We start from the raw sequence: 23,469 nt of genomic DNA, 5'->3' as shown, positions 1-23,469 counted from the left end.
GCCGGTCGAGGTGCGCCGCGGCAACCAGCCGGGTCTCAGACGCCCACCCGCTCCCGAGCGGGCGCGGTGGTGCCGCGCACGACGACGGTCGACGGCGGCCCCGCGGGCATCCGCGCGTCGCCGCCGGCCAGGACGCTGAGGACGGCGCGGCCCAGGCGCTCGCCGCGGTGGTGCACGTCCAGGCTCATCGCCGTGGTCGGCGGCACGGACAGCTCGCACAGCGGGGAGTCGTCCACGGCCAGCAGGCTGACCTCGCCCGGCACGTCGACCCCGCGGGCCCGCAGGTGCTCCAGGGCCGCCACGGCCATGACGTCGTTGTCGAACAGCACGGCCGTGGGGGGTTCGCGCCGCGCCAGCAGGGCGTCGACGGCGCGCACGCCCGCGGCGGCGCTGTAGTCGGTCTCCACCGTCGCCACGACGAGCCCGCGCCGGCGGGCGTGCTCGGCGACGGTGGTGGTGCGCTCGCCGGTGTGCACCAGGCGGCGGGGCCCGCACACGTGCCCCAGGCGGCGGTGCCCGAGGGCGACGAGGTGGTCCAGGGCCGCGCCGACGCGCACGGCGTCGTCGGCGACCTCGCTCGTGCACGCCCACGGGCTGTCCACGTGGGCGGCGAGCACGAACGGCAGCCCGAGCCCGGCCAGGGCGCCGGGCCGCGGGTCGTCCTCGACGAGGTCGACGACCACGGCGGCGGCGACCTCGTCGTCGGCGCTCCAGCGGCGGTAGGCGGCCAGCTCGGCGTCGGGGTCGTCCACGAGCAGGACGAGCACCGCGAACCCGGCCGGGTGCAGCACCTCCTCCAGGCCGTCGACGAGCTCGGCGAAGAACGGCTCGACGCCCATCCGGTGCGTGGGCCCGGGGATCACCAGGCCCACGACACCGCCGGTGCCGGGGGGGGGGGGGGGGGGGGGCGGCCCCCCCCCCCCCCCCCCCCCCCCGAACTGGTTGGCCGTGCGCAGGACGTCCCGCCCGCCGAAGCGGGCGGTGTCCACGGCGGCGGCCGTGCGCACGGTGAACGTGCGCGACTCCCCGGGCAGCAGGCTCACGAGCCCGTCGTCGACGGCGGCGTCGGGCGCCAGCACGTCGGCGAGCAGGGTGACGTCGCGGGCGACGGCGTGGGCGCGCACCCGCACCGCGTACCCGCCGGGCACGGGCGTGACGCTCGCGGTGACGGGCTCGGGATCCCAGGCGGTCTCGCGGTCCTCGGCGAACGCGTGCAGGGTCCGCGACCCGCCGGCGTCCACGACGAGCACCTCGCGCGCCGGGTCGCCGGCGCCGGTCAGCGCCGCCGGCAGCGGCACCTCGGCCACCGAGCGGGCCGCGACGTCCACGGCGAGGACCTCCTCGTGGTGCACCCGCCCGTCCACGCCGGTGCGCCGGGCCAGCGCCCGCACCGGCCACGGCTGCCCGGTGTCGTTGACGACGGCCAGCACCAGACCCTGCTCCCGCGGCTGCACGGTGACCACCCTCGGAGCGTAGGCGTGCCGCAGCGCGTGGAAGGCGGGCTTGCGCCGCCCGGCGCCGTCGACGACCGACCAGGAGGTGACGGGCCAGCAGTCGTTCAGCTGCCAGTAGACGCTGCCCGCGGTGCGCGGCCACCAGGAGCGGTGGTGCTCCACGGCCGTGGTCACCGCGCGCGCCTGGTTCAGCTGCGCGGCCCACACCCAGTCGTCGAAGTCCGCGGGCACGCCGGTGTGCGGGGCCATGCCGCGCTCCAGCTTGCCGTTGCCGTCCACGGCCTTCTGGTGGGCCAGGAACACCGCGGAGGTGGTGGAGCGCTCGCCCGGCCCGAGCAGCTCGGCGAGGGTGGCCGCCGACGGCGGCGCCTGCCAGCCGTACTCGGAGCAGAAGCGCGGCACGCGGTCGCGGTAGCGGGTCCAGTCCAGCTCGTTCCACACGTCCCACACGTGGTGGGTGCCGTGGTCGGGGTCGTTGGGGTGCGGGCCGGCCACGCCCTCCGGGCCCGCCGGGCTGGAGGGGCTGCCGGGGGAGTACGGGCGGGTGCCGTCCAGCTCGGCCAGCACGCGCGGGACCAGCTCCTCGTACCAGCCCAGCCCCCACGTGGACCCGCCCAGCTCCTCCTTCCAGCCCCAGTCCTCGTGCCCCCACAGGTTCTCGTTGCCGCCGTTCCACACCGCCAGGGACGGGTGCGCGGCCAGGCGGGTCGCGTTGTCGCGCAGCTCCGCCTCCAGCTCCGCGCCCAGCGGGTCCTCCTCGGCGTAGGCGGCGCAGGCCAGCAGGACGTCCTGCCACACCAGCAGGCCCAGCTCGTCGCACAGGGCGTAGAAGTCGTCGCTCTCGTAGATCCCGCCACCCCACACGCGCACGAGGTTCACGTTCGCCTCGACGGCGTCGCCCAGCGCCCGCGCGTACCGGGCGCGGTCCAGCCGGGTCAGCAGGTGGTCCTCGGGGATCCAGTTCACCCCGCGCACGAACACGGGCAGCTCGTTGACGACGAGGACGCAGGAGGTGCCGTGCTCGTCGGGCGTGGTGTCCAGGCGCACCGAGCGGAAACCGGTGCGGTGCCCGGAGCGGTCCAGGAGGTCGCCGGCGGCGGTGCGCAGCTCCACCTCCACGCGCACCAGCGGCTGCTCGCCGTACCCGCGCGGCCACCACACCGGGGCGCGCTCGACGTCCACGGCCACCTCGGCGGCGCGCGCGCCCGCGGCGACGGGCGCCGACGCGGTCAGCTCACCGCCGGGCAGGTCGCGCACCCGCACGTGCACGACCAGGCCGCCGGCCCCCTCCAGCCCGGAGCGCTCGACGTCGACGGCCACCCGCAGGCGGCCGGTGGAGCCGTCGAGGACCGCCAGGGGCCGCACGGCGGCCAGCCGCGCTGTCCGCCAGCGCTGCAGCGACACCGGCCTCCAGATCCCGGCGGTCTGCAGGTCCGGGCCCCAGTCCCAGCCGAAGCTGGCCGCCATCTTGCGCACGGCGTTGAACGGGTGGGCGTAGGCGCGCGGGCGGGCGCCGAGGTCCTTCTCCACGCCCTCGGCGTGCTCCAGGGCGGAGGTGAACCGCACCCGCAGCCGGTTCTCCCCGGCCGCCAGCGCGCCGGTGACGTCGAACCGGTACCGCCGGTGCATGTTCGCGGTGCGCCCCAGCGGGACGCCGTTCAGCTCCAGCGCGGCCACGGTGTCCAGGCCGTCGAGCGCCAGGTCGGTGCGCTCACCGGCGGCGGGGGCACCGGCGGTGAACGTCAGCTCGTAGTCCCAGGCGCTGCGGTGCAGCCACGCCTGGTCGGCCTCGTTCAACCCGGCGTAGGGGTCGTCGAGCAGACCGGCGTCCAGGAGGTCGGTGTGCACGGTGCCGGGCACGGTCGCCGGCAGGGGGCCGGCGGCGAAGCCGCGGCGCACCCGCTCGGGCAGGTCGCCCTCGAGCGGGTGCAGCGTCCAGCCGTCGTGCAGCTGCTGCACGTCCACGGGGGTGTCCTCTCCTCAGGTGGTGGCGCGCGAGCGGGCCGCGCCGTCGGTGGTGCGGTCGGTGCTCGTCCAGGCGCCGAGGTGGTGGTCGTAGCAGACGGTGCCGTCGATCGAGGCGCGGTCGACGACCTGCTCGCCGGCCACGACCTTGCCCACGCGCTCGGGGTCGGGCGCGGCTGCCGCCAGCAGCTTCGTGTAGTCGTGGTGGGGGTCGAGGATGACCGCGTCGGCCGGCCCGCGCTCCACGACCCGGCCCCGGTACAGCACGAGGACCTCGTCGGAGAAGTGCCGTGCCGTGGCCAGGTCGTGGGTGATGTAGAGGACGGCCAGGTCCTCCTCGCGCTGCAGGCGGGCCAGCAGGTTCAGCACGCCCAGGCGGATCGACACGTCGAGCATCGAGACCGGCTCGTCGGCCACGAGGACCTTCGCGCCGGGGGCCAGGGCGCGGGCGATGGCCACGCGCTGGCGCTGCCCGCCGGACAGCTCGTGCGGGCGGCGGGCGGCCACCACGTCGGAGGGCGTCAGGTTCACCCGCTCCAGCAGCTCCAGCACCCGCTCGTGGGTCTCGCGGGCGCCGCGGGTGCGCTGGTGCAGCTGCAGCGGCCGGGCGATGTGGTGGGCCACGGAGTGGAAGGGGTTCAGGGAGGCGAACGGGTCCTGGAACACCATCTGCACCTGCCGGCGGTACAGCGAGCCCTGCACGGGGGTGCCGTCGTCCAGGGTCACGTCGACCGAGCCGGAGGTGGGGCGCTCCAGCCGGGTCAGCAGCTTGGCGATGGTGGACTTGCCCGACCCCGACTCCCCGACGAGGGCGACGGTCCGCCGCGGCAGCAGGTCGAAGCTGACCCGGTCCACGGCCCGCAGCGCGGTGCGGCGCACCCCCGCCCGCACGCGGTACTCCTTCGTCAGGTCCTTCACGGCGACGCTGGTCACGCGACCTCCTCCTGCACGCCGGTGCGGACGAACGCGCCGCGCTCGCCGGACAGGCTGGGGAACGAGCCGAGCAGCTGGCGGGTGTACGGGTGCGCCGCCCGCCGGTACAGCGCCTCGGCGGTGTCGAGCTCGACGATCCGGCCGTGGCGCATGACCGCGATCCGGTCGCTGATCTCCAGCAGCAGCGGCAGGTCGTGGGTGATGAAGACGACCGCGAAGCCCAGGTCGTCGCGCAGCCGGACGATCTCGCGCAGGATGTCGCGCTGCACGACGACGTCCAGGGCGGTGGTGGGCTCGTCCATGACCATCACCTGCGGTTCCAGCAGCATCGCCATCGCGATCACCACGCGCTGGCGCATGCCGCCGGACAGCTCGTGCGGGTAGGAGCGCGAGCGGGCGGGGTCGACCCCGACGCGCTCGAGCACCTCCGCCGAGCGGGCGCGCCGGCGCTGCCGCGACATCGAGCGGTCGTGCGCGCGCAGGGTGTCGTCGAGCTGGGCGCCGACCGTGCGCACCGGGTTGAGGGCGTTCATCGCGCCCTGGAAGACCATCGACAGCTTCGCCCAGCGGAAGGCGCGCAGGGCCTCGCCCTCCAGGGCGAGCACGTCGACCTCGGTGCCGTCGCGGTCGTGGAAGAGGACCGACCCGGCCGCGGTGCGCGCCGGCGGCTGGTGCAGGCGGCTGACCGCGTACGCCAGCGTCGTCTTGCCGCAGCCGGACTCCCCGGCCAGGCCGAGGACCTCCCCGCGGTGCAGGACGAACGAGGCGGAGTCGACGGCCGTCACCGGCTGCTCGGTCTCGTAGACGACGCTGACGTCGCGGACGCTGAGCACGGGTTCGCGCGTGGCGGTCACCGCTGCTGCCTCCTCGCGGCCTTCGCGGCCAGGCGGGTCCGCCTGCGGTGCAGGCGGACGTTCTTCAGCTTGGGGTTGACGATCTCGTCGATGGAGAAGTTGATCAGCGACAGGCCCGTCCCGAGCAGGGCGATGAGCAGGCCCGGCGGGGCGAACCACCACCAGGCGCCCAGCGGCAGGGCGAAGCCGTTCTGGGCGTAGAAGAGCATCGTGCCCAGCGTGGAGGAGCCGGAGGCGCCCAGGCCGAGGAAGGACAGGCCCGCCTCGCCGAGGACGGCCGCGATGACGGCGAAGACGAACTGCGAGGCCAGCACCGGCAGCAGGTTCGGCAGGATCTCCACGACGATGACCCGCCACGAGCGCTCGCCGGCCAGCCGGGACGCCGCGACGTACTCGCGCTGGCGCACCGACAGGGTCTGCGCGCGCAGCACCCGCGCCGACGCCGCCCAGCTGGTCAGCGCGAGCACCACCGCGATGGTCCACAGGCCCCGGCTCTCGCGCGGGACGAACCCGGAGATGACGATGACCAGCGGCAGTCCGGGGATGACGAGGAAGACGTTGGTCAGCAGGGAGAACGCCTCGTCGGCCGCCCCGCCCAGGTAGGCGCCGTAGATGCCGAAGAACGCCGACAGGACGGTGGCCAGGACCCCCACGAGGAAGCCGATCTGCAGCGACCCGCGGGTGGCGTGGGCGAGCTGGGCGAGGACGTCCTGCCCGGTCTGGGTGGTGCCCAGCCACAGGTCCGCCGTGGGGCCGGCCAGCCCGACGTCCCTGATGGTGTCCGGGTCCCCGACCAGGAGCGGGCCGAGGAGGCCGAACAGGCAGATCCCGCCGACCAGGGTCAGGCCCAGCGCGAGCCACGGGGTCATCGTCGGCAGGAGCAGCCGCCAGGCCGGGGTGGGGCCGCGCCGGTCGGCCGGCTCGGCGCTCGCGCCCAGGTCGACGGGCGGTGCGGACTCGATGTTCGTCACGGGACCTCCTCCGTCACCGGGCGCGGGTGCGCGGGTCGATCAGGGTGTACAGCAGGTCGACCACGAGGTTCGCCCCCAGCACCGCGAGGGTGATGAAGAGGAACACGCCCTGCATGAGCGCGTAGTCGTTGTTCGTGACCGCGGCCAGCAGCCGCGAGCCGATGCCGGGGTAGGAGAACACCTGCTCGGTGACCACCGACCCGGACACGACGAACGCCAGCGAGATGGCGAACCCGGCCACCGACGGCAGCACGGCGTTGCGGGCCGCGTAGTCGCGCAGCACCCACCGGTCCGGCAGGCCCTTGGCGCGGGCGGTGAGGACGTAGTCCTCGGACAGCGTGGAGACCATCATGTTGCGCATCCCCAGCAGCCAGCCGCCGACCGAGGCCAGGACGATGGTCAGCGCCGGCAGGAACCCGTAGTAGAGCGCCGAGCCGATGAACGCGGTGTTCCAGCCGGGGTCCAGGACGACGTCGTAGCCGCCCTGGGCGGGGAACAGGCCCATCACCCGGGACAGGACGTAGACGAGGACGAGCGAGAGCCAGAAGTACGGCACCGCCGCCAGCAGCGTGGTGGCGGGGACCATCGAGTCCAGCCACGTCCCCGGCCGCCACCCGACGAACGCGCCCAGGAGGACGCCCAGCAGCGCCGCGATGACGGTGGCGATGCCGATGAGGACCACCGTCCACGGCATCGATGCGCCGATGACCTCGGTGACCGGTGCGGGGAAGTAGCTGATCGACGTCCCCAGGTCGCCCCGGAAGATGTTGGTCAGGTAGGTCCAGTACTGCGCGAGCAGCGGCTGGTCGGTGTCCCCGCCCAGGAGCGTGGCGTAGGCCGCACGGGTCTCGGCGGTGACGGTCGCACCCCGCTGGCTCAGCTTGGCCAGCAGGATGTCGACCGGGTCCCCGGGCAGCAGGCGCGGGATGACGAAGTTCAGCGTCAGCGCGGCCCAGCAGGCGACGGCGTAGAAGCCGAGCTTGCGCAGCAGGTAGTTCACGTCGTCTCCTCGCCCGGGGACCCGCGCTCAGTCCGCGCTGTTCGGGGTCAGCGTCTTGAAGACCTCGGCCGCGTCGAAGGCGGACCACACGGCCGGGAAGGCGTACTGGTCGCCGTCGACGGGCCAGCCGGAGAACTTCGCGGTGTTCCACACGCTCGTGTTCGACCCGGTCATCAGCGGGACGTACGGCATCTGCTCGACGACGGCGGCCTGGATGACGTCGAACTGGGCCTGGCGGCCGGCGGTGTCCTCGGGCGAGAGGCGGGCCAGCTCGTCCAGGGCCGCGTCGACGGCCGGGTCGGCGAACCTCGAGTAGTTGTTGCCGAGGGCCGTCTCACCCACGGGGGAGGTCATGCGGCTGTCGTAGAAGTAGCTGTAGACGTAGAAGGGGTCCGGGGCGGGCCCCTGGTGCAGGGAGTCGATGACGAGCTCGAAGTTCCCCTTCAGGCGCTTGTCGGTCCACTCGTTCCAGGAGGACTGCGCGGCGTCGACCTCGATGCCGGCCGCCTTGGCCTGCTCGGAGACGGCCTGGATCGCGGTGATGTAGTCGGTCCACCCCGTGACGACCTCGACGGTGAGGGCCAGCCTCTCGCCGTCCTTCTCGTAGATCCCGTCGGCGCCCCTGGTCCAGCCCGCGGCTTCGAGGACGCGGCTGGCCTCCTCGGGCTGGGCCGTGCTGGGAGCGACCTTCGGCTCCACGGACGCCGAGATCGTGGACTCCTGGCTCCGGGTCAGCGCGAACGTCGGGGAGATCTCGACCGCGGTGTCCTGGAAGGCCAGCCGGTTGAGCTGGGTGCGGTCGACCGCGTGGAAGAGCGCCTGCCGGACGGCGGGGTCGGTCTGCGGGCCCTCGCACCCCAGGTCGGCGTTGGCGCACGCGCCCAGGACCATCTGGGCCTGCGCGATGGACCCGGTGTCGTAGTTCGGGAAGTTCCGGCTGGTGTTGGCCATGTCCGGGATCGGGCCGGTCTGCCAGTCGATCGTCCCGGCCGCGATGGCGTCGGCGCCGGCCTGGTTGCCCGACAGGGCCAGGAACCGGACGGCGCTCACGGCGGGCTCGCCACCCCAGTAGTCGGGGTTGGCGGTGAGGGTGAAGGCCTGCCCCTTGAAGTCGCCCAGCGTGAAGGCGCCGGTGCCGACGGGGTCCTCGACGACGTCGGTCTCGGGGTCGATGTCCCGCCACAGGTGCTCGGGGACGATGACGATCGAGCTGAGGGTGTCCGGGCCCTTGGTGAAGGCGGGGGCGTCCCACGTGAACGTCACGTGCGTGGCGTCGACCTTGCTGACGGTCCCGTCGAAACCGGTGCTGTTGATGCCGGGGGTGTCCAGCAGCATCTGGTAGGTGAAGACGACGTCGTCGGCGTCGAAGGCCTCGCCGTCGGTCCAGGTGACGCCCTCGCGCAGGGTCACGTCGAGCTGGGTGCCGTCCTCGTTCCAGGTGTACTCGGTGCCCAGGAGCGGCTTGGGGTCGCTCGCGGCGGTCTTGTTGATGAAGAAGAGCGTCTCGTAGATCTTGCCCCTCGACCCGATCTCCGAGGGGGAGAAGGGGTTGAAGTTGAGCTGGTAGTCCCCGGCCTGGCCCGTGTAGGCGATCAGGGTGGTGCTGGAGCCGCTGGGACCGCTGCCCTCGGCCCCGCCGGAGCAGCCGGCGGCCAGCAGGGCGGTGACGGAGATCCCCGCGGCGAGCAGGCGCAGGCGCCGGCGGCGGGTGCGGGGGGAGGTGGACGGGGCGGGGAGCGGGTGCGACGACGTCAGGCGCATGGCGGGGTCCTCGGTCTCCTGGCCGCGACTCGCGGCGGTGCGAGTGCCGGACCGCTCCTCGGGCACCGCCATCGGTACCGGGTCTTCCACGATCCGTCGTCATCAACTTAATCAAGTGAACTAAGAAGCGTCAAGACCTCCGGCGGCCCCGCGCGCCCCGGCTACAGTCGAGTTCGCCGGCCGGCCGCGCGCCCGCCGCACCCGCCCCCCAGGAGCAGTCATGACGTCGCTCGACGAGCACCCCGGCGTCCGCCGCCGCCCCGGTCGCCCCGGAGCCCGCGAGCGCCTCATGGACGCCCTGCGCGCCTCCGGCCCGGTCAGCCGCGTCGAGCTGGCCGCCCTCACCGGCCTGACGGAGGCGTCCGTGTCGACCACCGTGCGCCGCCTGCTGCAGGAGGGGCTGGTCACCGAGGTCGGCCGCGCCCCCACCGCCGGCAAGCCCCGCACGCTGCTGCAGCTGGACCCGGGAGGACGCACGGCCGTCGGCATCGACCTCGCGACCACGACCGTCACGTACGTCCTCACGAGCCAGACCGGCGGCGTCCTCGCGCGCCTGACCCGGCGGGTCGCGGCCCGCGCCACCGCCGACGACCTCGCGGCCCGCCTGGCCGCCGACGTCGACCGCCTCCTGGAGGGTTCCGGGCACCCGCGGACGACCTGCCTGGGCATCGGGCTGGTGTGGGGAGGAGCCGGGAACGGGATGCTGCGCCGCGCCGCGCGCGGTCCCGGGCCCGACGAGGGCGGGCGGCAGCGCGGCGTCGACGGCGAGCGCCTGCGCGAGCGCCTGTCCGAGCTGACCGGGTGGCCCGTGCTCGTGGAGAACGACGCGACGGCCGCGGCCGTCGGGGAGTACTGGGTCGCCCGCCTGGACAGCGGCCGCTCGTTCGCCGCCCTCTACCTCGCCGACGGCATCGGCGCGGGCCTCGTCCTCGGTGGCGCCGCCCACCGCGGCGCCCGCGGGCTGGCGGGGGAGTTCGGGCACGTGTGCGTCGACGTCGACGGCCCGCCGTGCCTGTGCGGGGCCCGCGGCTGCCTGGAGGCCGTGGCCGGCCCGGTGGCCGTCGTCGCCCGCGCCCTGGCCGACCCGGTGGCCCGGGCCGAGGCCGGGCTGGGGGCCACCTCGCGCCGGGCCGTGGTCACCGACTTCGCCGCCGTGGCGCGCGCCGCGCGCACCGGCGCTCCCGCCTGCCGGGCGCTGCTGGCCGGTTCCGCCCGCTACGTGGCCGCCGCGGCCGAAACCCTCGTCAACCTCGTCGACGTCGACCTGCTCGTCCTCACCGGCCCCGGCTTCGCCGCCGCCTCGAGCATCTACGGGCCCGCCATCACCGAGCGCGTCGGCAGTCCCGGTCGGCGGGTGTGGGGCCGCACGGTCGGCGTGACCGTCTCCACCGCCGCGGCCACCGCCCCGGCCGTCGGCGCCGCGGCCCTGCTGCTGCAGGAGCGCCTGGCCCGCTGAGGCCCTCCGTGTCGGAGGTGCGCCCTAGCGTGCCGTCGTGGCCGCGCAGGAGCTGGAGGAACTCGTCGTCCCCGACGCCGCCGCGCTGCGCGCGTGGCTGGCCGAGCACCACGCCACCTCGCCGGGCGTCTGGCTGGCGCTGGGCCGCAAGGGCGGGACGGTGACCACGCTGACGTGGCAGCAGGCCGTCGACGAGGCGCTGTGCGTCGGGTGGATCGACGGGCAGGGCCGCAAGCGCGACGAGCAGACCTCGCTGGTCCGGTACACCCCGCGCGGGCCGCGCAGCCTGTGGTCGCAGCGCAACGTCGCCAACGTGGCGCGGCTGGAGGCCGAGGGCCGGATGCGGCCGGCGGGGATCGCGGCCGTGGAGGCGGCGAAGGCCGACGGCCGGTGGGCCGCCGCGTACGCGGCGCCGTCGGAGGCGGAGGTGCCGGACGACCTGGCGGCGGCGGTCGCCGCCGACCCCGCGGCGGCGGCGCTGTTCGCGGTCCTCACCAAGACGAACCGGTACGCGCTGATCCACCGCCTCGGCGCGGTGAAGCGGCCCGAGACGCGGCAGCGGAAGATCGCGGAGTTCGTCGCGATGCTCGCCCGCGGCGAGACGCCGTACCCGCAGAAGGCGCGACCGCAGGACCCGCGCTGACCACGAGGCCGGCTCACCCGTCGTCGGTGGCGCGGGCGGGTGCGTAGCGCCCCCGCGCGTACGCCAGGACGACACCGGTCATGACGAGGCCGGCGAGCACCGCCGCCGCGTCGGCGGCGCGGGGGACGCCGAGCGCGCCGGCCGCCAGCCCGAGCCCGCCGAGGGCGGTGACGGCCCCGCCGAGGTGCAGGAACATCCGCTCGCGGAACGCCCGCGCGAACGGGACGAAGTGCAGCCCGACGGCCAGGGCGATCAGCGCGGGCCGCAGCTCGCCGCGCCCCGCCGCGTCCAGGGCCCGCGACCCGGCGGCGATGAGGACCAGCTCGCCCACGACGCAGCCGCCGTACACCGCCAGGGCGAGCGGGCTCGGGCGGGCCAGCGGGCCCAGCGGCACCGGCCGCACGTAGTGGGCGACCAGGGCCGCCACGACGCCCACCGCCGCCGCCGTCCCCGCGAGCGCGGCCACCACCGGACCCAGCGCACCGGAGTAGCTGGCGACGAACACCGCGCCGCCGGCCAGGCCGACCAGGCTGCCCCAGCGCCGCGGGTCCACCAGCAGCGGCGGCTCGCCCGCGGCGCGGCCGTGGGCCACCCCCGCCCGGGAGCCACCCGCGGGGTTCACCGGTCACCTCGCGTCGCCGGTCCGCTCACGCGGCCATCCTGCCCCCACCGGCACCGGCGGGCTCCGTCCCGCGCCCGGCGGGGGCCTAGGCTCGGCGCCCCGACGACGACCTCCCGGAGCCCGCCGTGCCGAAGAAGAAGCCCGCCCGCCGCAGGGGCGGCGACCCGCGCCGCGCCCCCCGGCCCACCGGGCCGCAGTCGCCGCTGAAGGTCGGCGGCAGGGCGCTCGGCGCGCTGCAGGTGCCGTTCCGCACCTGGCTGGAGGCGCAGGACGCCGACGAGACGTGGATGGACCCCGGCGACGTCGAGGCCCGGCTCATGGAGTCCCTCGGCTGGCTCGTCCTGGAGGGCCGCGACGAGGTCGTCGAGGGGTCCGGGAACCACGTCGCGGCCGGTGAGCTGACCGACCTGCTGTGGCGCACCGTGCCCGCCGTCGCCGAGGCCAACGACCTCGACGCCGGTGAGCTCGCCGAGGAGGTCGCCACCGCCTGGCGCCTGTACCTGACGTTCCTCGACGAGAGCGGCGCCTGGCCCGGCACCGGCGACGACCTGGCCGACTGCCTGGACGCCGTCAGCGCCACCCCCGTCGCCCCGCAGCCGAACGTCGTCCTCGCGCTGCTGGCGCAGCTGGCCGCGCAGCAGTCGCCGGAGGACGAGCGCGCCGGCCTGGTCGCGGTCCCGGCCGCCGCCGAGGCCGCCGCCGGGGCGGGAGGCACCCCGGACGACGAGCTGCGCGCGGCCCGCACCGCCGTCGCCGAGCGGATCGCCGAGCGCCTGGACGTCCTCGACGGCCGGCCCGCCGTGCAGTCCGCCGTCCTGTCCGTCCTCGTCTCCGCCGCCACCGGCCAGCCGCAGGACGGCGACGGCCTGGCCGCCGCGCTCGCCGGCGGCGACGAACCGGACGCCGTCGACGAGGCGCGCGCCCTGCTCGGGCAGCTCGTCGCCGACGGCGTCCTCACCGGTTCCGACCCGTGGACCGGGTCGCCGGCGCTCGCCGCGCCGCTGCTGTCCGTCGTCGACGCGTTCGTCGAGGTGGGCGGCCGCTCCTGAGGGGCGGCCCCCTCACACCGCCGGCAGGTCCCGGCGCCGGAAACCGGCGAACGCCAGCGCCCACAGCGCCGCCGCGACCGCCGCCGTCACCAGCAGCGGCGCGGCGGTGACGTCCTCCAGCGGCACCCGGGGGGCGGCGTCGAACGGGTCGAGGGCGGCGACCGCGGCGGGGACGTCGAGCAGCGGCCCGAACACGCCGACGACGGCGGCGAACGCCAGCAGCGCCCACGGGACGGCGGCCGCCGCGCGCGGCACCCACGCGTACAGGGCCGCGGTCAGGCCCAGGTACACCGCCAGCGCCGGCACGTGGGCGAGGACCGCGACGAGGTAGGTGCCCGGCCCGGGGTCGGTGACGCCGACGAGCACGGCCCCCAGCCACAGCGTCACGCCGGTGACCAGCACGAGGACGCCCGTGCCCAGCGCCGCCGTCCCCGCCTGCGCGGCCAGCCAGCGGCTGCGCGACACCGGGAGCGCCAGCACGGGTTCCAGGCGGCCGGCCGACTCCTCCCCGCGCGCCCGCAGGACGGCGGCGATCCCGTACCCGGCGGCCAGCAGCACCCCGAACCGCACCATCACCGCGAGGAAGCCCGCGACGAGCTCGTCGCGGCCGCCGAACAGCTCCAGCACCTGCGGGCTGGTGGCGGACAGCTCCCGGAACATGTCCTCCACGCCCTCCAGGTAGGTGCCGGTCGCCAGCCACATGAGGCCCAGCCCGGCGCTCCACCACGCCAGGGCCGTGCGCTGCTGGCGCCGGGCCAGCGCCGCGGGCGAGCGCAGCGACGGCGCCGCCGCGGCCCGGCCCGGCCGCGGGGCCAGCAGGCCGGCGCCGACGTCGCGGCGCCCGGCCAGCCACGCCCCCAGCACGAGCAGCGCGGCGGCCAGCGCGACGTGCAGGAGCAGCGGCCACCAGCGCAGGTCCACGAACGCGCGGGTCTGCTGCGCCCAGCCGATGGGGGACGTCCACGACAGCCACGAGCCGTGGGTGCGCTGCACGTCACCGAAGGCGCGGGCCAGGAAGGCGGCGGCCAGGACGGCGACGCCGAGGCCGACGGCCCCGCGGGCGTGCTGGGTGACCTGGGCGACGACGACGCCGACGGCGGCGAACACCGCCCCCAGCAGGACGGTCGCGACCCCCAGCGCCAGCGAGTCGACGAGGGCGAGGCCGCCCGCGACCATCACCAGGGCGCTGAGCAGGCCGATCGCGACGTCGGCGAGCAGGACCGCGCAGAACGCGGCCGCGGCCTGGGCGTGGCGGCCCGCGACCCCGGCGCGCACGAGGTCGGCGCGCCCGGACTCCTCCTCGCCGCGGGTGCCGCGCACCACCTGGGTGACGTTGAGCAGGGCCAGGGCGATCGCCACCCAGCCGACGAGCTCGTTGGTGAGCATCGCCCCGACCGTGTAGTCGTCGAGGCCGTAGCCGGGGCCGGCCATCATCGTGCTGACGGGCGACTCCACGAGCGCCGCGCGCGACTGCCGCTCCGCGCTCGTCGTGTAGAGCGCCGACAGGGCGGTGACGAAGTAGGCGTGCAGCGCCACGAGGGACGCCGTCCACACCGCCAGGCGGACCCGGTCGCGGCGCAGCGCGAACCGCAGCAGGTGCCCGGTGCCGGTCAGGTCCAGCACCGGCGCGCGGGTCCCGGCGCGGCGGGGTGCCGGACGGGCCGGCGCGAGCGCGCTCACCGCGCACCCGCCGCGTCGCGGGAGCCCTCGGTGGAACTCCCGCCGGAACTCCCGCCGGGAACCTCACCGGTGTCGCCGTAGTGGCGCAGGAACAGGTCCTCCAGCGACGGCGGTGTCGCGGTGAACCCGTGCACCCCCAGCGGTGCCAGCGCGCCCAGCACGTCGCCCACCCGGTCGTCGTCGACGTCGAAGCGCACCCGCACCGACCGCCCGGCGGGTTCCGCCGAGAACCCGTGCACACCGGGCAGTCCGGCCACCGCGCGCGGGTCGGCGTCGACGACCGCCCGCACGGTGGAGCGGGTCAGGTGCCGCAGCTGCTCCAGCGTCCCGTGCTCCACGGACCGGCCGGCGCGGATGATCGTCACGGTGTCGCAGACCTTCTCGACCTCGGGCAGGACGTGGCTGCTCAGCAGCACGGCGGTTCCGCGGGCGCGGGCCTCGCGCACGAGGTCGGTGAACACGGCCTCCATCAGCGGGTCCAGGCCCGAGGTGGGTTCGTCGAGGACGAGGAGTTCCACGTCGGAGCAGAACGCGGCGACGAGGGCGACCTTCTGCCGGTTGCCCTTGGAGTAGGTGCGCGCCCTGCGGGTCGGGTCCAGCTCGAAGCGCGCGAGCAGTTCCGCGCGGCGGGCGGGGTCGACGGGGCCGCGCAGGCGGGTCAGCAGGTCGACCGCCTCCCCGCCGGTCAGGTTCGGCCACAGGTCGACGTCGCCCGGCACGTACGCCAGGCGGCGGTGCAGGGCGACGGCGTCGGCCCACGGGTCCCCGCCGAGCAGTTCCACGCGGCCGGCGTCGGCGCGCAGCAGCCCCAGCAGGACGCGGATGGCGGTGGACTTGCCGGCCCCGTTGGGGCCGAGGAAGCCGGCGACCTCGCCGGCGCGGACGGTGAGGTCGAGGCCGTCCAGGGCCTGGACGCGGCCGAACGCCTTGCGCAGGCCGCGGACCTCGAGAGCGGTGGTCGTCGTGGACACGGGTGCTCCCCGGGGTGACGTGGTGTGGTGGTGCGGAGGTGGCCTCGCGGACCGGGGGTCGCGGGCGGTGGGTCAGCTGACGTCCTCGTCGGCGGCCGCGGGCGGGTCCGGCACGTAGGCCAGGTAGTCGTCGAGCATGCGCCGGGTGGTGAGCATCCCCTCGGTGTAGAGCTCGAGGGCCGGCAGGGCCACGGCGTCGAAGTGCCGGCGCATCAGGCCCGTCAGGTCGGCGGGGTCGGCCGGCGGGTCGAGCGTCACCGACAGCAGGCCGGCGCCCAGGGTGCCCAGGACGAGGAACCGCGCCCTGGCCCGCTCGTCGCGGCTGGGGCGGATCGTGCCCGCCGCGACGCCGTCGGCCAGGTACTCGACCGCGTCGTCGACCATGTGGTCGACGAAGTCGCGGGCCAGCGGCCCGCCGTGCTGCAGCGAGCGCAGCACGTAGGCGAACACGTGCGCGAACCGCTCCGCGGTGGCCAGGGCCTGCAGGAAGGTGCCGCCGCCACCGGTGACGAGCTGCTCGTGCTTGGCGCGGCGCACCACCTCCAGCACGTGCGCGTCGCACGCCGCGCGCAGACCCTCCTTGGTGCCGAAGTGGTGGATGACCAGCCCGGCGCTGACACCCGCGTCGGCGGCGACGGCGCGCACCGGGGCGCCGAACCCCTCGCGCCCGAAGCGCAGCACCGCGGCGTCGCGGATGCGGGCGCGGGTCGTCAGGTCCTCCGCGGGGACGTCCGCGAGGACCCTCCCGGCCCGCTCGGCTGAACGCACGTGCAGCAGGCTAGACGCGTGTTCAGCCCGCGTCCAGGGGGGTGGTGCCCGCAGCCTCCCCACCGGGCTGCGGGCACCTGGAACGCCGGGCTCAGCCGCGCTCGCGCGCCGGCCCGGTCGGCGTCACGACCTCCGGCACGGTCCCGTCAGCGGGCAGTTCCGGCGTGCTGGCCGGGGGCCGGCGGTGACCGGTGGCCTGCTCGTAGTCGTAGGCCATCGCGAGCATCGTGGCGTCGGTGGAGCGCGGCGCCACCAGTTCCAGGCCGACGGGCAGGCCCTCGGAGGTGAAACCCGCCGGCAGGGAGATCGAGGGCACGCCCGTGTTCGCGCCCACGTCGCAGAACGTCGTGCCCGCCCAGTCCGCGGCGGTCGGCGCCTCGCTGGTCGGCATCGCCAGGGCGTCCAGGTCGTGCTCGGCGAAGAACGCGTCCACCGCCGCCTTGCCCGCCTCCTGCGCCGCGACGGCCTCGTCGTAGTCCGGGTTCGGCACGTCCGCCAGCTCCAGCCAGGAGCGCCGGGTCTCCTCGCTCAACGCCGACCGGCCGTCGGCCACGACGTCGGAGAACGTCAGCCGGTCCTCCGGCGCGGTCAGCTCCGCCAGGCCCTCGGGCCAGCGGGCCGGGGTCTCGGCGAGGAACGCGTCGACGCTCGCGCGCATGTCGATCCACCCGCCGCTGGCCAGCTGCCCGGTGACGAACTCGCGCGTGAACGGCACCTCGACGACCTCCGCGCCCTGCGCGGCCAGGTCCGCGACGGCCCGCTCGACGACCTGCGTCACCTCCCCGCTCCCGGGGCGCGGGCCGTCCGGCGTGGACCCCGAGAAGTCCCAGCGGACGACCCCGATCCGCTTGCCCTCCAGGGCGGTGTCGCTGAGGCCGTCCACGAAGGTGGACGGGTCCTGGTCGTCGGCGACGACCGTCTGCGGGTCGGCCGGGTCGTACCCCGCGAGGACGCTGCCCAGCAGCGCGGCGTCCTCGACCGTCAGCGTCATCGGCCCGGACACGTCCTGGCGCAGCGACAGCGGGACGATGCCCGCCACGCTCGTCAGGCCCATCGTCGGCCGGTAGCCCACCAGGCTCTGGTGGGCGCTGGGGCCGATGATCGACCCGCACGAGTCCGTCCCCAGGCCCGCGGCGGCGAAACCGGCCGCGACGCTGGCCGCCGCCCCGCCGCTGGAACCGGACGCGCTGCGCGACTGGTCGTAGGGGTTGTTGACGTACCCGCGCACGGAGCTCTCGGAGAACGTGCCGTGCCAGGCGAACTCCGACATGTTCGACTTGCCCAGGACCAGCGCGCCGGCCGCGCGCAGCCGCGCGACCGCGGTCGAGTCGTCGTCGGTGCGGTAGTCGGCCAGCGCGACGCTGCCCGCCGACGTCGGCATGTCGTAGGTGGCGTAGTTGTCCTTCACGAGCACCGGGACCCCGTGCAGCGGGCCGCGGACCGTCCCGGACGCGCGCTCGGCGTCCAGCAGCCGGGCGTTCTCCAGGGCGGTCGGGCTGACGGTGACCACCGAGCGCAACCCCGGCTGGTCGGCGTAGGCGTCGTCGTAGGCGGCGATGCGGGCCAGGTAGGCCTCCACCAGGTCGACCGACGTCGTCTCCCCGCGCTCCAGCAGGTCCACCGCGTCGGCGACGCCCAGGCCGAGGACGGGCGGCGGGGCGTGGTGCGCGGGGACGGCGGGTGCCGCCGCGACGGGTGCGGCGGCGGCGGGGGCGAGGCACAGGACGGTCGCCGCCAGCAGGGCGGTGCGGCGGCGGGCGCGGGTGGGCACGGGCACGGGTCTCCTCCGGTGGGCGGGGTGCGGCCCGGCGGAAACTAGGTGCCTCGTGTGTCGTCGGCGTGACGGCCGTGGGTCGGACCGGTCACGGGAGTTCCCCGGCCGGTGCCGGGCGGTTCCTCAGCCCGTGGTCAGGTCGGTGTCCGCCAGCACGGGCGCCGAGGACGCGCCACCGCGGCGCAGCGACACCCGGTACGTCCAGCGGCCCCCGGACGCGGGCGCGCCGGTGGTGAACCAGCCCTCGTCGTCGGCGTGCGGCACCGGCGCCGGGTCGACCGGGCGCCAGGCGCCGCCCGCCGGACGGACCTCGAACACCGGCACCTCGCCGTCGGCGGGACGGGGGTGCACGAGCAGGTCGACGGTGCCGGTGCGCGGGCTGCGGACCTTCAGCCAGCCGGCCGGGCGCGGCGCCGGGGCGCTCGGGGCGCTCGGGGCGCTCGGGGCGGCCGGGCGCGGCCGGGCCACGGGGGGCACCGGGGGTTCGACGGCGGCGGGCTCGGCGGGCTCGGCGAGCTCGGCGGGTCCGGCTGGCACGGCGGCGGGTCCGGCGGCGGGTCCGGCGGCGGGACCGGTGACGGGACCCGGCGGGACGGGACGGGCGCCGCGGGCCCCCCGGGCGACCGCGCCCGCCAGCGACGACGCGGTGCGCGCCGACGTCAGCGGCGAGCCGGTGACCAGGCCGAGCGAGACCAGCCGCAGCAGGTGCACGACGCCCAGCCCGAGACCGCGCACCAGCGGGTGGTCGTGCTCGAGCGCCACGGGGACCTCCGGGGGACGGGGACGCCCCGCGCGCGGGGCCGTACTCCTGCTCATCGGCGCGGGAACCGCGGGTCTGGAGGCCCCCTCCACCAAGCCCTCCACCGGGCCCTCCACGACGTGCCCGCCCGCTGCCGGGCTGGCACGATCTCCGCACGACGGACGGCGCACGGCCAGGGGGCTCGCGATGGTGGACGAGGGCGGCGAGGGCAGGGGCGGCACGACGGAGGAGCTGTCCCGCGAGGACTGCTTCCGGTTCCTGCAGTCCCACCAGGTGGGACGTCTCGGGGTGGTCCTCAAGGGCTACCCGGTGATCCTGCCGGTGAACTACGCGCTGGACCGCGGGGTCGTCGTCGTGCGCACGCGCAGCGGCAGCGCGCTGTCGGCGGCCGACCACGCCAACGTCTGCTTCGAGGTGGACCAGGTCGACCCCGCCCACCGCACCGGCTGGAGCGTCCTGGTGCGCGGGCTGGCCGAGGACGTCACCGACCTCGAGGGCGACGACGTCCTGCGCGCCAGCCGCGCCGCCGGCACCGACCCCTGGGTGGGGGAGCGGGACCGCTGGCTGCGGGTCATCCCGCACGAGGTGACCGGCCGGCGCATCCGGCCGCGCGAGCTCGCGGCCGTGGAGCTGGGCGGCTACCTGTGACGCGCCCGCGGGCGTGAGGGCGCGCGCGGCGGCTGGCAGGCTGCTGCGCATGACGACACCGCAGCCGCCCGGCGACCCCGCGGACCGCCCGGAGCCTGTCAGCCCTGGACCCCTCGACGGGGTCGTGGTGCCGGGGCTCCCCGGGGACCTCGGCCCCGCGGACCGCGCGCTGCGCGACCTGCGCGCGCCGCTGGTCGCCTGGTTCGACGAGTGGACCGGCGAGGACCCGGAGGTGGACGGCGAGGCCGTCGTCGAGGTCTTCGCCGGCACCCTGGACGACCTGCTGGAGCTGCGCGGCGGCGAGCCGACCGCGACCGCCTTCACCCCCGCGGACCTGGAGCTGCTGCTGGGGCGCGTCGTGCCTGCGCAGGTCGCCGCGAGCGGCACGGAGGACCCGCAGGGCGTCACCGACGACCTGCGCGCCGTCTGGTCGGCCTACCTGCTGTTCCTGGAGGAGACCGGCCGCTGGACCGGCACCCCCGAGGACCTGGCCGCCTGCCGCGAGGCGCTGCACCCCGCCGAGCCCGACGTCGCCGAGGTGCTCGCCGCGGCCGCCGCCGACGTGGACGCGCAGCAGGAGGACGCGGTCGTGCTCACCTCCTTCCCGGTGCGGGCGGCGCGCGCCGTCCTGGAGCGCGTCGGCGACCGCCTCGCCGTCCCCGAGGACGAGGAGCTGGCCCTGCCCGACGTCGAGGCGCTGCTGGCCGCCCTCGACGTGCGCCCGGCCGAGGCGCCGGCCGCGCTGGAGGACGTGCCGTGGCTGCAGCAGGTCGTCGTCACGATGATCGACCTGGAGCTGCTCGACGGCGACGACGAGACGGAGCTGCGCCCGGGCCCGCAGGCACCCACCTGGCTGGACCCCGACGAGGAGGCGCGCGCGGTGCGCCGGGCGCTCGTGGGCCGCTTCGTCGTCCACGACCCGGACGTCCTGGGCGGCGGGTTCAGCGTCGCCGAGGCGCTGGTGCCGACCGTCCTGGCCGCCGCGGCGACCGGCACCCCGTTCAGCTCCCGCACCCTGGACCGCCTCGTCGACCGGGCCGGCCCGCTGGGCGCGGCGGCCGGCGCCGCCCTGGAGCAGCTCGTGGACCGCCTGGGCGACCTGCGGGCGTTCGGCCTGGTCAGCGAGGAGCCGTGGACCGTCGAGCCGGGCCTGTGGCCGGCGCTGGCGGCCGCCACCGCCGAGGAGGACGAGGAGGCGCCCGGCCCGCTGGGCGACCTGTTCGCCGGTCCCGACGTCGAGCAGCTCTTCGACGCCGTCGCCGGCAGCCTGGGCCTGAGCGAGGAGCAGAAGCGGCAGGTGCGCGGGGCCCTCGGCGGCTGACGGCCCGCCCGGGCGGTGGCACCGGCCCCGCCGCCCGGGCATGACGCGCGTCACAGCCCGCCCGGGAAGGGGTGCGGGGGGTCGCCGGTTGTACCGGGTGGCGGTGCCCCGGACATGCCCCGGGCTCCAACCCTCGTCGCTGCGAGCGACCACCGTGCCGACAGGCGCTGGCGGGGCACCGCCGTCCACTCCCACCCCGCGGCCGCGACGCCGCTCCCGCGGGGTCCTCTCGCTCCGGGCGAGCACTCCCTCAGCACCACCCCCAGCACCACCCGAGCCGCCAGGAGGCAGCTGTGAAGGGCGACCGCGTCGAGGTCGTCGTCGAGGCCGGCGACGACACCCGCACCTACGAGGTCCAGGCCACCCGCGCCGGCCGGCGCGTGGAGGTCGCGCACGGCCGCGGTGTCGTGGAGGTCACCGAGGTGACCCGCGGCGGCACCGCCGTGCGCACGGCCCGCTTCATGGCCGCGCGCGTCGTCGCGCTCGTCGAGCACCCCGCCCCGCGGGCGGTGCCGCTGGACGACGACGAGCCGGCCACCCCGCTGGTCCGCTCCGCCTGAGCGGACCGGCACCGCCGACGGCCTCGCGAGCACGCGCTCGCGGGGCCGTCGGCGCGTCCGGCCGCCCTCTCGCGGTGATCACGGACAGGTGAACGCTCACCCATCCATGATCACCGCGGGGTCCTGCCGTGATCTCGCTGGTGATCCCTGCAAGACCACGGCGGGAGGGGCGGGGTCGCGGGACGAGCGGAGCGGGGAGGGGCGGGGTCAGTCGTCCTCGCCCTGGGCGCGCATCCGGGCCACGTCGGCGTTGACGAGGCCGAGCAGCACCAGGTCGACCACCAGGCCCGCGGTCGCGGCGAACTGCGAGGTCGCGAACAGGAACACCTGCGTCACCAGCAGCGAGACGAGCACCGCCCGCTGCAGCGACTCCACGGCGGCGCGACGGCCCGCGCGGCGCGCCTGCACCACCGCGACCAGCGCGAACAGCAGCGACGCCGAGGCGCCCACCAGCACCCCCCGGCCGGACACGCCCAGCCCGCCGCCGGCGCCCTGCAGCGCCGCGACCGTCAGCGCCGACCCGGCCGCCTGCACCAGCAGGAGCACGGCCATCGCCGGCACCGCCCACGGCCGGTGGGCCGCGCGGTCGAACCCCCGGTCCACGCGCGCCCACAGGTGCTCCAGCCGCGCCGGCACGGGCGCCGGGGCCGGCTCGACCGCCGCCAGCAGCGTCCGCAGCTCGGCCGCGCCGGGGGAGCGCGGCACCCGCTCCAGCGAGCGCAGCACCTCGTCGCGCCGGCTCGCGGGCAGCCGCCCGGCCAGGCCGTCGACGAGCACGTGCGCGGCGTTGGCGACCACCTCGTCGTCCTCCAGCGTGCGGTGCCGGCGCCACCAGTAGGCGCCCACCACGAGGGCGGCGAACACCACGTACATGATCGCGGCGGCGGGCTCGAAGAAGTAGTCGTTGTCGGCCGTGACGAACTTGCCGACCTCGTCGATGAACAGCCCGAACCCGACGCCGCCCAGCAGCGCCGCCACCGGCCGCGGGCCGCGGCCGACGTAGGCGAACTGCAGCACCAGCGCCGCCAGCATGAGCAGCCCCCCGGGCAGGACGTGGGCGACGTGCAGGTCGCTGTCGCCGCCGATGCGCGGGTAGCCGCTCAGCGCCAGGAAGGCGCGCGTCACGAGGATCGTCGCGACCCCCGCGACGACGAACGTCGTCAGGTGCTGCACGGCCTTCTCGCTGCGCACGAGGTCCATGCGCAGCAGCGGGCTCAGCCGCCGGGACGGCGCGCGGGAGGTGGGGGAGGGGACGAGGGCCGGCACCCGGCCACGCTAACGAGCCGCCGGCGCCCCGCGCCCCCGGGCGGCGCGCCGTTCAGGAGGGCGCCAGCGTCCCGGGGCCGCTGGACAGCACCGCCGCCGCCAGCGCCCGCGAGGCGGGCCGGTCGCGCGTGCGGGGGTTGGTCAGCAGCACCAGGTCGATCTGCCCCAGCTCGGGCAGCTCGTGCCGCTTGCCCAGCGGCGTCAGCTGCGGCGGCACCAGGCTGGTGGCCAGGCAGGAGACGCCGATCCCGGCGGCCACCGCGGCGATGAGGCCGTTGACGCCGCGGCACACGCACGCCGTGCGGTAGGCGATCCCGGCCGCGTCCAGCGCCTCGTGCATCGCCGAGGCGCTCAGGCTCGGGCCCGGGTAGACGGCCAGCGGCACCGGCCGGGCCAGGTCCAGGCGGGTGGTGGGCGTGCCCACCCACACCAGCCGCTCGCGCTTGACCAGCTGCCCCTCGCCCGAACCGCGCGGGCGCTTGCCGATGAACACGTCCAGGCGGTCGTTGCCCAGCCGCCGGTGCAGGCTGCCGGACTGGTCGACCGTCAGCTCCAGGTCCACGCGCGGGTTCTCGGCGCGGAAGTCGCGCAGGATCTGCGGCAGCCGGGTCAGCGCCAGGTCGTCGGACATGCCGATCCGCAGCCGCCCGTGCGGGCGCTCGCCGCGGAAGTAGCCGGCGGCCCGCTCGTGGCTGGCGAGGATCGCGCGGGCGAAACCCGCCATCGCCTCCCCGTCCGGGGTCAGCGCCACCGAGTGCGTGTCGCGCTGCACCAGCAGCCGTCCGACGGCGTCCTCCAGCTTGCGCACGTGCTGGCTGACGGTGGACTGGCGGACCCCGGTGCGGGCCGCGGCCTGCGTGAAGGAGTTCGTCTGCGCCAGCGCCAGGAACGAGCGCAGCTGCACCGGGTCGAACGTCGCCGTCGGGTCCACTCGACCGCCCCATCACGGATCGGAATGACTGATAGTCGCCCGATCACGGTAACTCCTCGCCGTGGAGGGGGGTAGGAAGGAG

The 23,469-nt window shown here is 76.2% G+C and carries 20 protein-coding genes; 6 read left to right on the top strand and 14 right to left on the bottom strand.

Features of this window, described 5'->3' with window-relative positions:
- Positions 1-35 precede the first annotated feature (35 nt).
- The 6 genes from AB8M62_RS00955 to AB8M62_RS00930 are packed head-to-tail and all read right to left on the bottom strand — an operon-like array spanning position 36 to position 8,938.
- Positions 36-3,419, bottom strand: coding sequence for a glycosyl hydrolase 2 galactose-binding domain-containing protein (locus AB8M62_RS00955; RefSeq protein ID WP_369068338.1), 3,384 nt, complete (start codon positions 3,417-3,419; stop codon positions 36-38).
- Positions 3,420-3,434: 15 nt separating this feature from the next.
- Complete coding sequence (locus AB8M62_RS00950) at positions 3,435-4,352, bottom strand: ABC transporter ATP-binding protein (RefSeq protein WP_369053049.1); 918 nt, start codon at positions 4,350-4,352, stop codon at positions 3,435-3,437.
- Positions 4,349-5,206: an ABC transporter ATP-binding protein gene (locus tag AB8M62_RS00945; RefSeq protein ID WP_369053051.1), complete on the bottom strand. Its 858-nt coding sequence runs from the start codon at positions 5,204-5,206 to the stop codon at positions 4,349-4,351. Before AB8M62_RS00945 ends, AB8M62_RS00950 begins: the two co-directional genes overlap by 4 nt.
- A complete protein-coding gene (locus tag AB8M62_RS00940) occupies positions 5,203-6,177 on the bottom strand; it encodes an ABC transporter permease (protein WP_373694818.1) in 975 nt (324 codons plus the stop codon). The genes AB8M62_RS00945 and AB8M62_RS00940 overlap by 4 nt, the downstream gene beginning before the upstream one ends.
- 13 nt (positions 6,178-6,190) lie before the next feature.
- Entirely contained in the window at positions 6,191-7,177 is a 987-nt protein-coding gene (locus AB8M62_RS00935) for an ABC transporter permease (RefSeq protein WP_369053053.1), read from the bottom strand.
- A 27-nt stretch (positions 7,178-7,204) separates the two neighbouring features.
- Positions 7,205-8,938: an ABC transporter substrate-binding protein gene (locus tag AB8M62_RS00930; protein WP_369068337.1), complete on the bottom strand. Its 1,734-nt coding sequence runs from the start codon at positions 8,936-8,938 to the stop codon at positions 7,205-7,207.
- Positions 8,939-9,158: 220 nt separating this feature from the next.
- Here AB8M62_RS00930 and AB8M62_RS00925 point away from each other — a divergent pair, with 220 nt between their 5' ends.
- Both AB8M62_RS00925 and AB8M62_RS00920 read left to right on the top strand, forming a co-directional pair.
- On the top strand, positions 9,159-10,394 hold the full coding sequence (locus tag AB8M62_RS00925) for an ROK family transcriptional regulator (RefSeq protein WP_369068336.1): 1,236 nt from the start codon (positions 9,159-9,161) through the stop codon (positions 10,392-10,394).
- Between the two features lie 37 nt (positions 10,395-10,431).
- On the top strand, positions 10,432-11,037 hold the full coding sequence (locus tag AB8M62_RS00920) for a YdeI/OmpD-associated family protein (RefSeq protein WP_369053059.1): 606 nt from the start codon (positions 10,432-10,434) through the stop codon (positions 11,035-11,037).
- A gap of 13 nt (positions 11,038-11,050) precedes the next feature.
- On the opposite strand, the gene AB8M62_RS00915 is transcribed toward AB8M62_RS00920, so the two are convergent.
- Complete coding sequence (locus AB8M62_RS00915) at positions 11,051-11,659, bottom strand: hypothetical protein (RefSeq protein ID WP_369053062.1); 609 nt, start codon at positions 11,657-11,659, stop codon at positions 11,051-11,053.
- A gap of 125 nt (positions 11,660-11,784) precedes the next feature.
- On the opposite strand from AB8M62_RS00915, the gene AB8M62_RS00910 reads away from it, so the two are divergent.
- Entirely contained in the window at positions 11,785-12,708 is a 924-nt protein-coding gene (locus tag AB8M62_RS00910) for a hypothetical protein (RefSeq protein ID WP_369053064.1), read from the top strand.
- A 12-nt stretch (positions 12,709-12,720) separates the two neighbouring features.
- Here AB8M62_RS00910 and AB8M62_RS00905 read toward each other — a convergent pair whose 3' ends face one another.
- The 5 genes from AB8M62_RS00905 to AB8M62_RS00885 all read right to left on the bottom strand — a co-directional run bounded on the left by AB8M62_RS00905 (position 12,721) and on the right by AB8M62_RS00885 (position 18,663).
- Positions 12,721-14,388 carry an ABC transporter permease gene (locus AB8M62_RS00905; RefSeq protein WP_369053066.1) on the bottom strand — a complete coding sequence of 556 codons (1,668 nt, stop codon included), beginning with the start codon at positions 14,386-14,388 and terminating at the stop codon, positions 12,721-12,723.
- Positions 14,385-15,359 carry an ABC transporter ATP-binding protein gene (locus tag AB8M62_RS00900; RefSeq protein ID WP_369053069.1) on the bottom strand — a complete coding sequence of 325 codons (975 nt, stop codon included), beginning with the start codon at positions 15,357-15,359 and terminating at the stop codon, positions 14,385-14,387. Before AB8M62_RS00900 ends, AB8M62_RS00905 begins: the two co-directional genes overlap by 4 nt.
- 72 nt (positions 15,360-15,431) lie before the next feature.
- The gene (locus tag AB8M62_RS00895) at positions 15,432-16,127 is read right to left on the bottom strand and encodes a TetR/AcrR family transcriptional regulator (RefSeq protein WP_369053071.1); all 696 of its coding nucleotides are present in this window, start codon (positions 16,125-16,127) and stop codon (positions 15,432-15,434) included.
- A gap of 91 nt (positions 16,128-16,218) precedes the next feature.
- Positions 16,219-17,904 (bottom strand): amidase, encoded by a 1,686-nt coding sequence (locus AB8M62_RS00890; RefSeq protein ID WP_369068335.1) that lies wholly within the window; start codon positions 17,902-17,904, stop codon positions 16,219-16,221.
- 120 nt (positions 17,905-18,024) lie between these two features.
- On the bottom strand, positions 18,025-18,663 hold the full coding sequence (locus AB8M62_RS00885) for a hypothetical protein (protein WP_369053075.1): 639 nt from the start codon (positions 18,661-18,663) through the stop codon (positions 18,025-18,027).
- Positions 18,664-18,847: 184 nt separating this feature from the next.
- Here AB8M62_RS00885 and AB8M62_RS00880 point away from each other — a divergent pair, with 184 nt between their 5' ends.
- The 3 genes from AB8M62_RS00880 to AB8M62_RS00870 all read left to right on the top strand — a co-directional run bounded on the left by AB8M62_RS00880 (position 18,848) and on the right by AB8M62_RS00870 (position 21,190).
- Positions 18,848-19,309 (top strand): pyridoxamine 5'-phosphate oxidase family protein, encoded by a 462-nt coding sequence (locus AB8M62_RS00880; RefSeq protein WP_369053077.1) that lies wholly within the window; start codon positions 18,848-18,850, stop codon positions 19,307-19,309.
- Between the two features lie 49 nt (positions 19,310-19,358).
- Positions 19,359-20,630 carry a hypothetical protein gene (locus tag AB8M62_RS00875; RefSeq protein ID WP_369053079.1) on the top strand — a complete coding sequence of 424 codons (1,272 nt, stop codon included), beginning with the start codon at positions 19,359-19,361 and terminating at the stop codon, positions 20,628-20,630.
- A gap of 293 nt (positions 20,631-20,923) precedes the next feature.
- The gene (locus AB8M62_RS00870; protein ID WP_369053081.1) at positions 20,924-21,190 is read left to right on the top strand and encodes a DUF8836 family protein; all 267 of its coding nucleotides are present in this window, start codon (positions 20,924-20,926) and stop codon (positions 21,188-21,190) included.
- 207 nt (positions 21,191-21,397) lie between these two features.
- Here AB8M62_RS00870 and AB8M62_RS00865 read toward each other — a convergent pair whose 3' ends face one another.
- A complete protein-coding gene (locus AB8M62_RS00865) occupies positions 21,398-22,456 on the bottom strand; it encodes a hypothetical protein (RefSeq protein ID WP_369053083.1) in 1,059 nt (352 codons plus the stop codon).
- Positions 22,457-22,508: 52 nt separating this feature from the next.
- Positions 22,509-23,387, bottom strand: a complete 879-nt coding sequence (locus tag AB8M62_RS00860; protein WP_369053085.1) for a LysR family transcriptional regulator — start codon at positions 23,385-23,387, stop codon at positions 22,509-22,511.
- Between the last annotated feature and the right edge of the window lie 82 nt (positions 23,388-23,469).

This window comes from Kineococcus terrestris (assembly GCF_041020755.1).
Classification (GTDB): Bacteria; Actinomycetota; Actinomycetes; order Actinomycetales; family Kineococcaceae; genus Kineococcus; species Kineococcus terrestris.
This window is presented reverse-complemented; position numbering and strand designations above follow the sequence as displayed.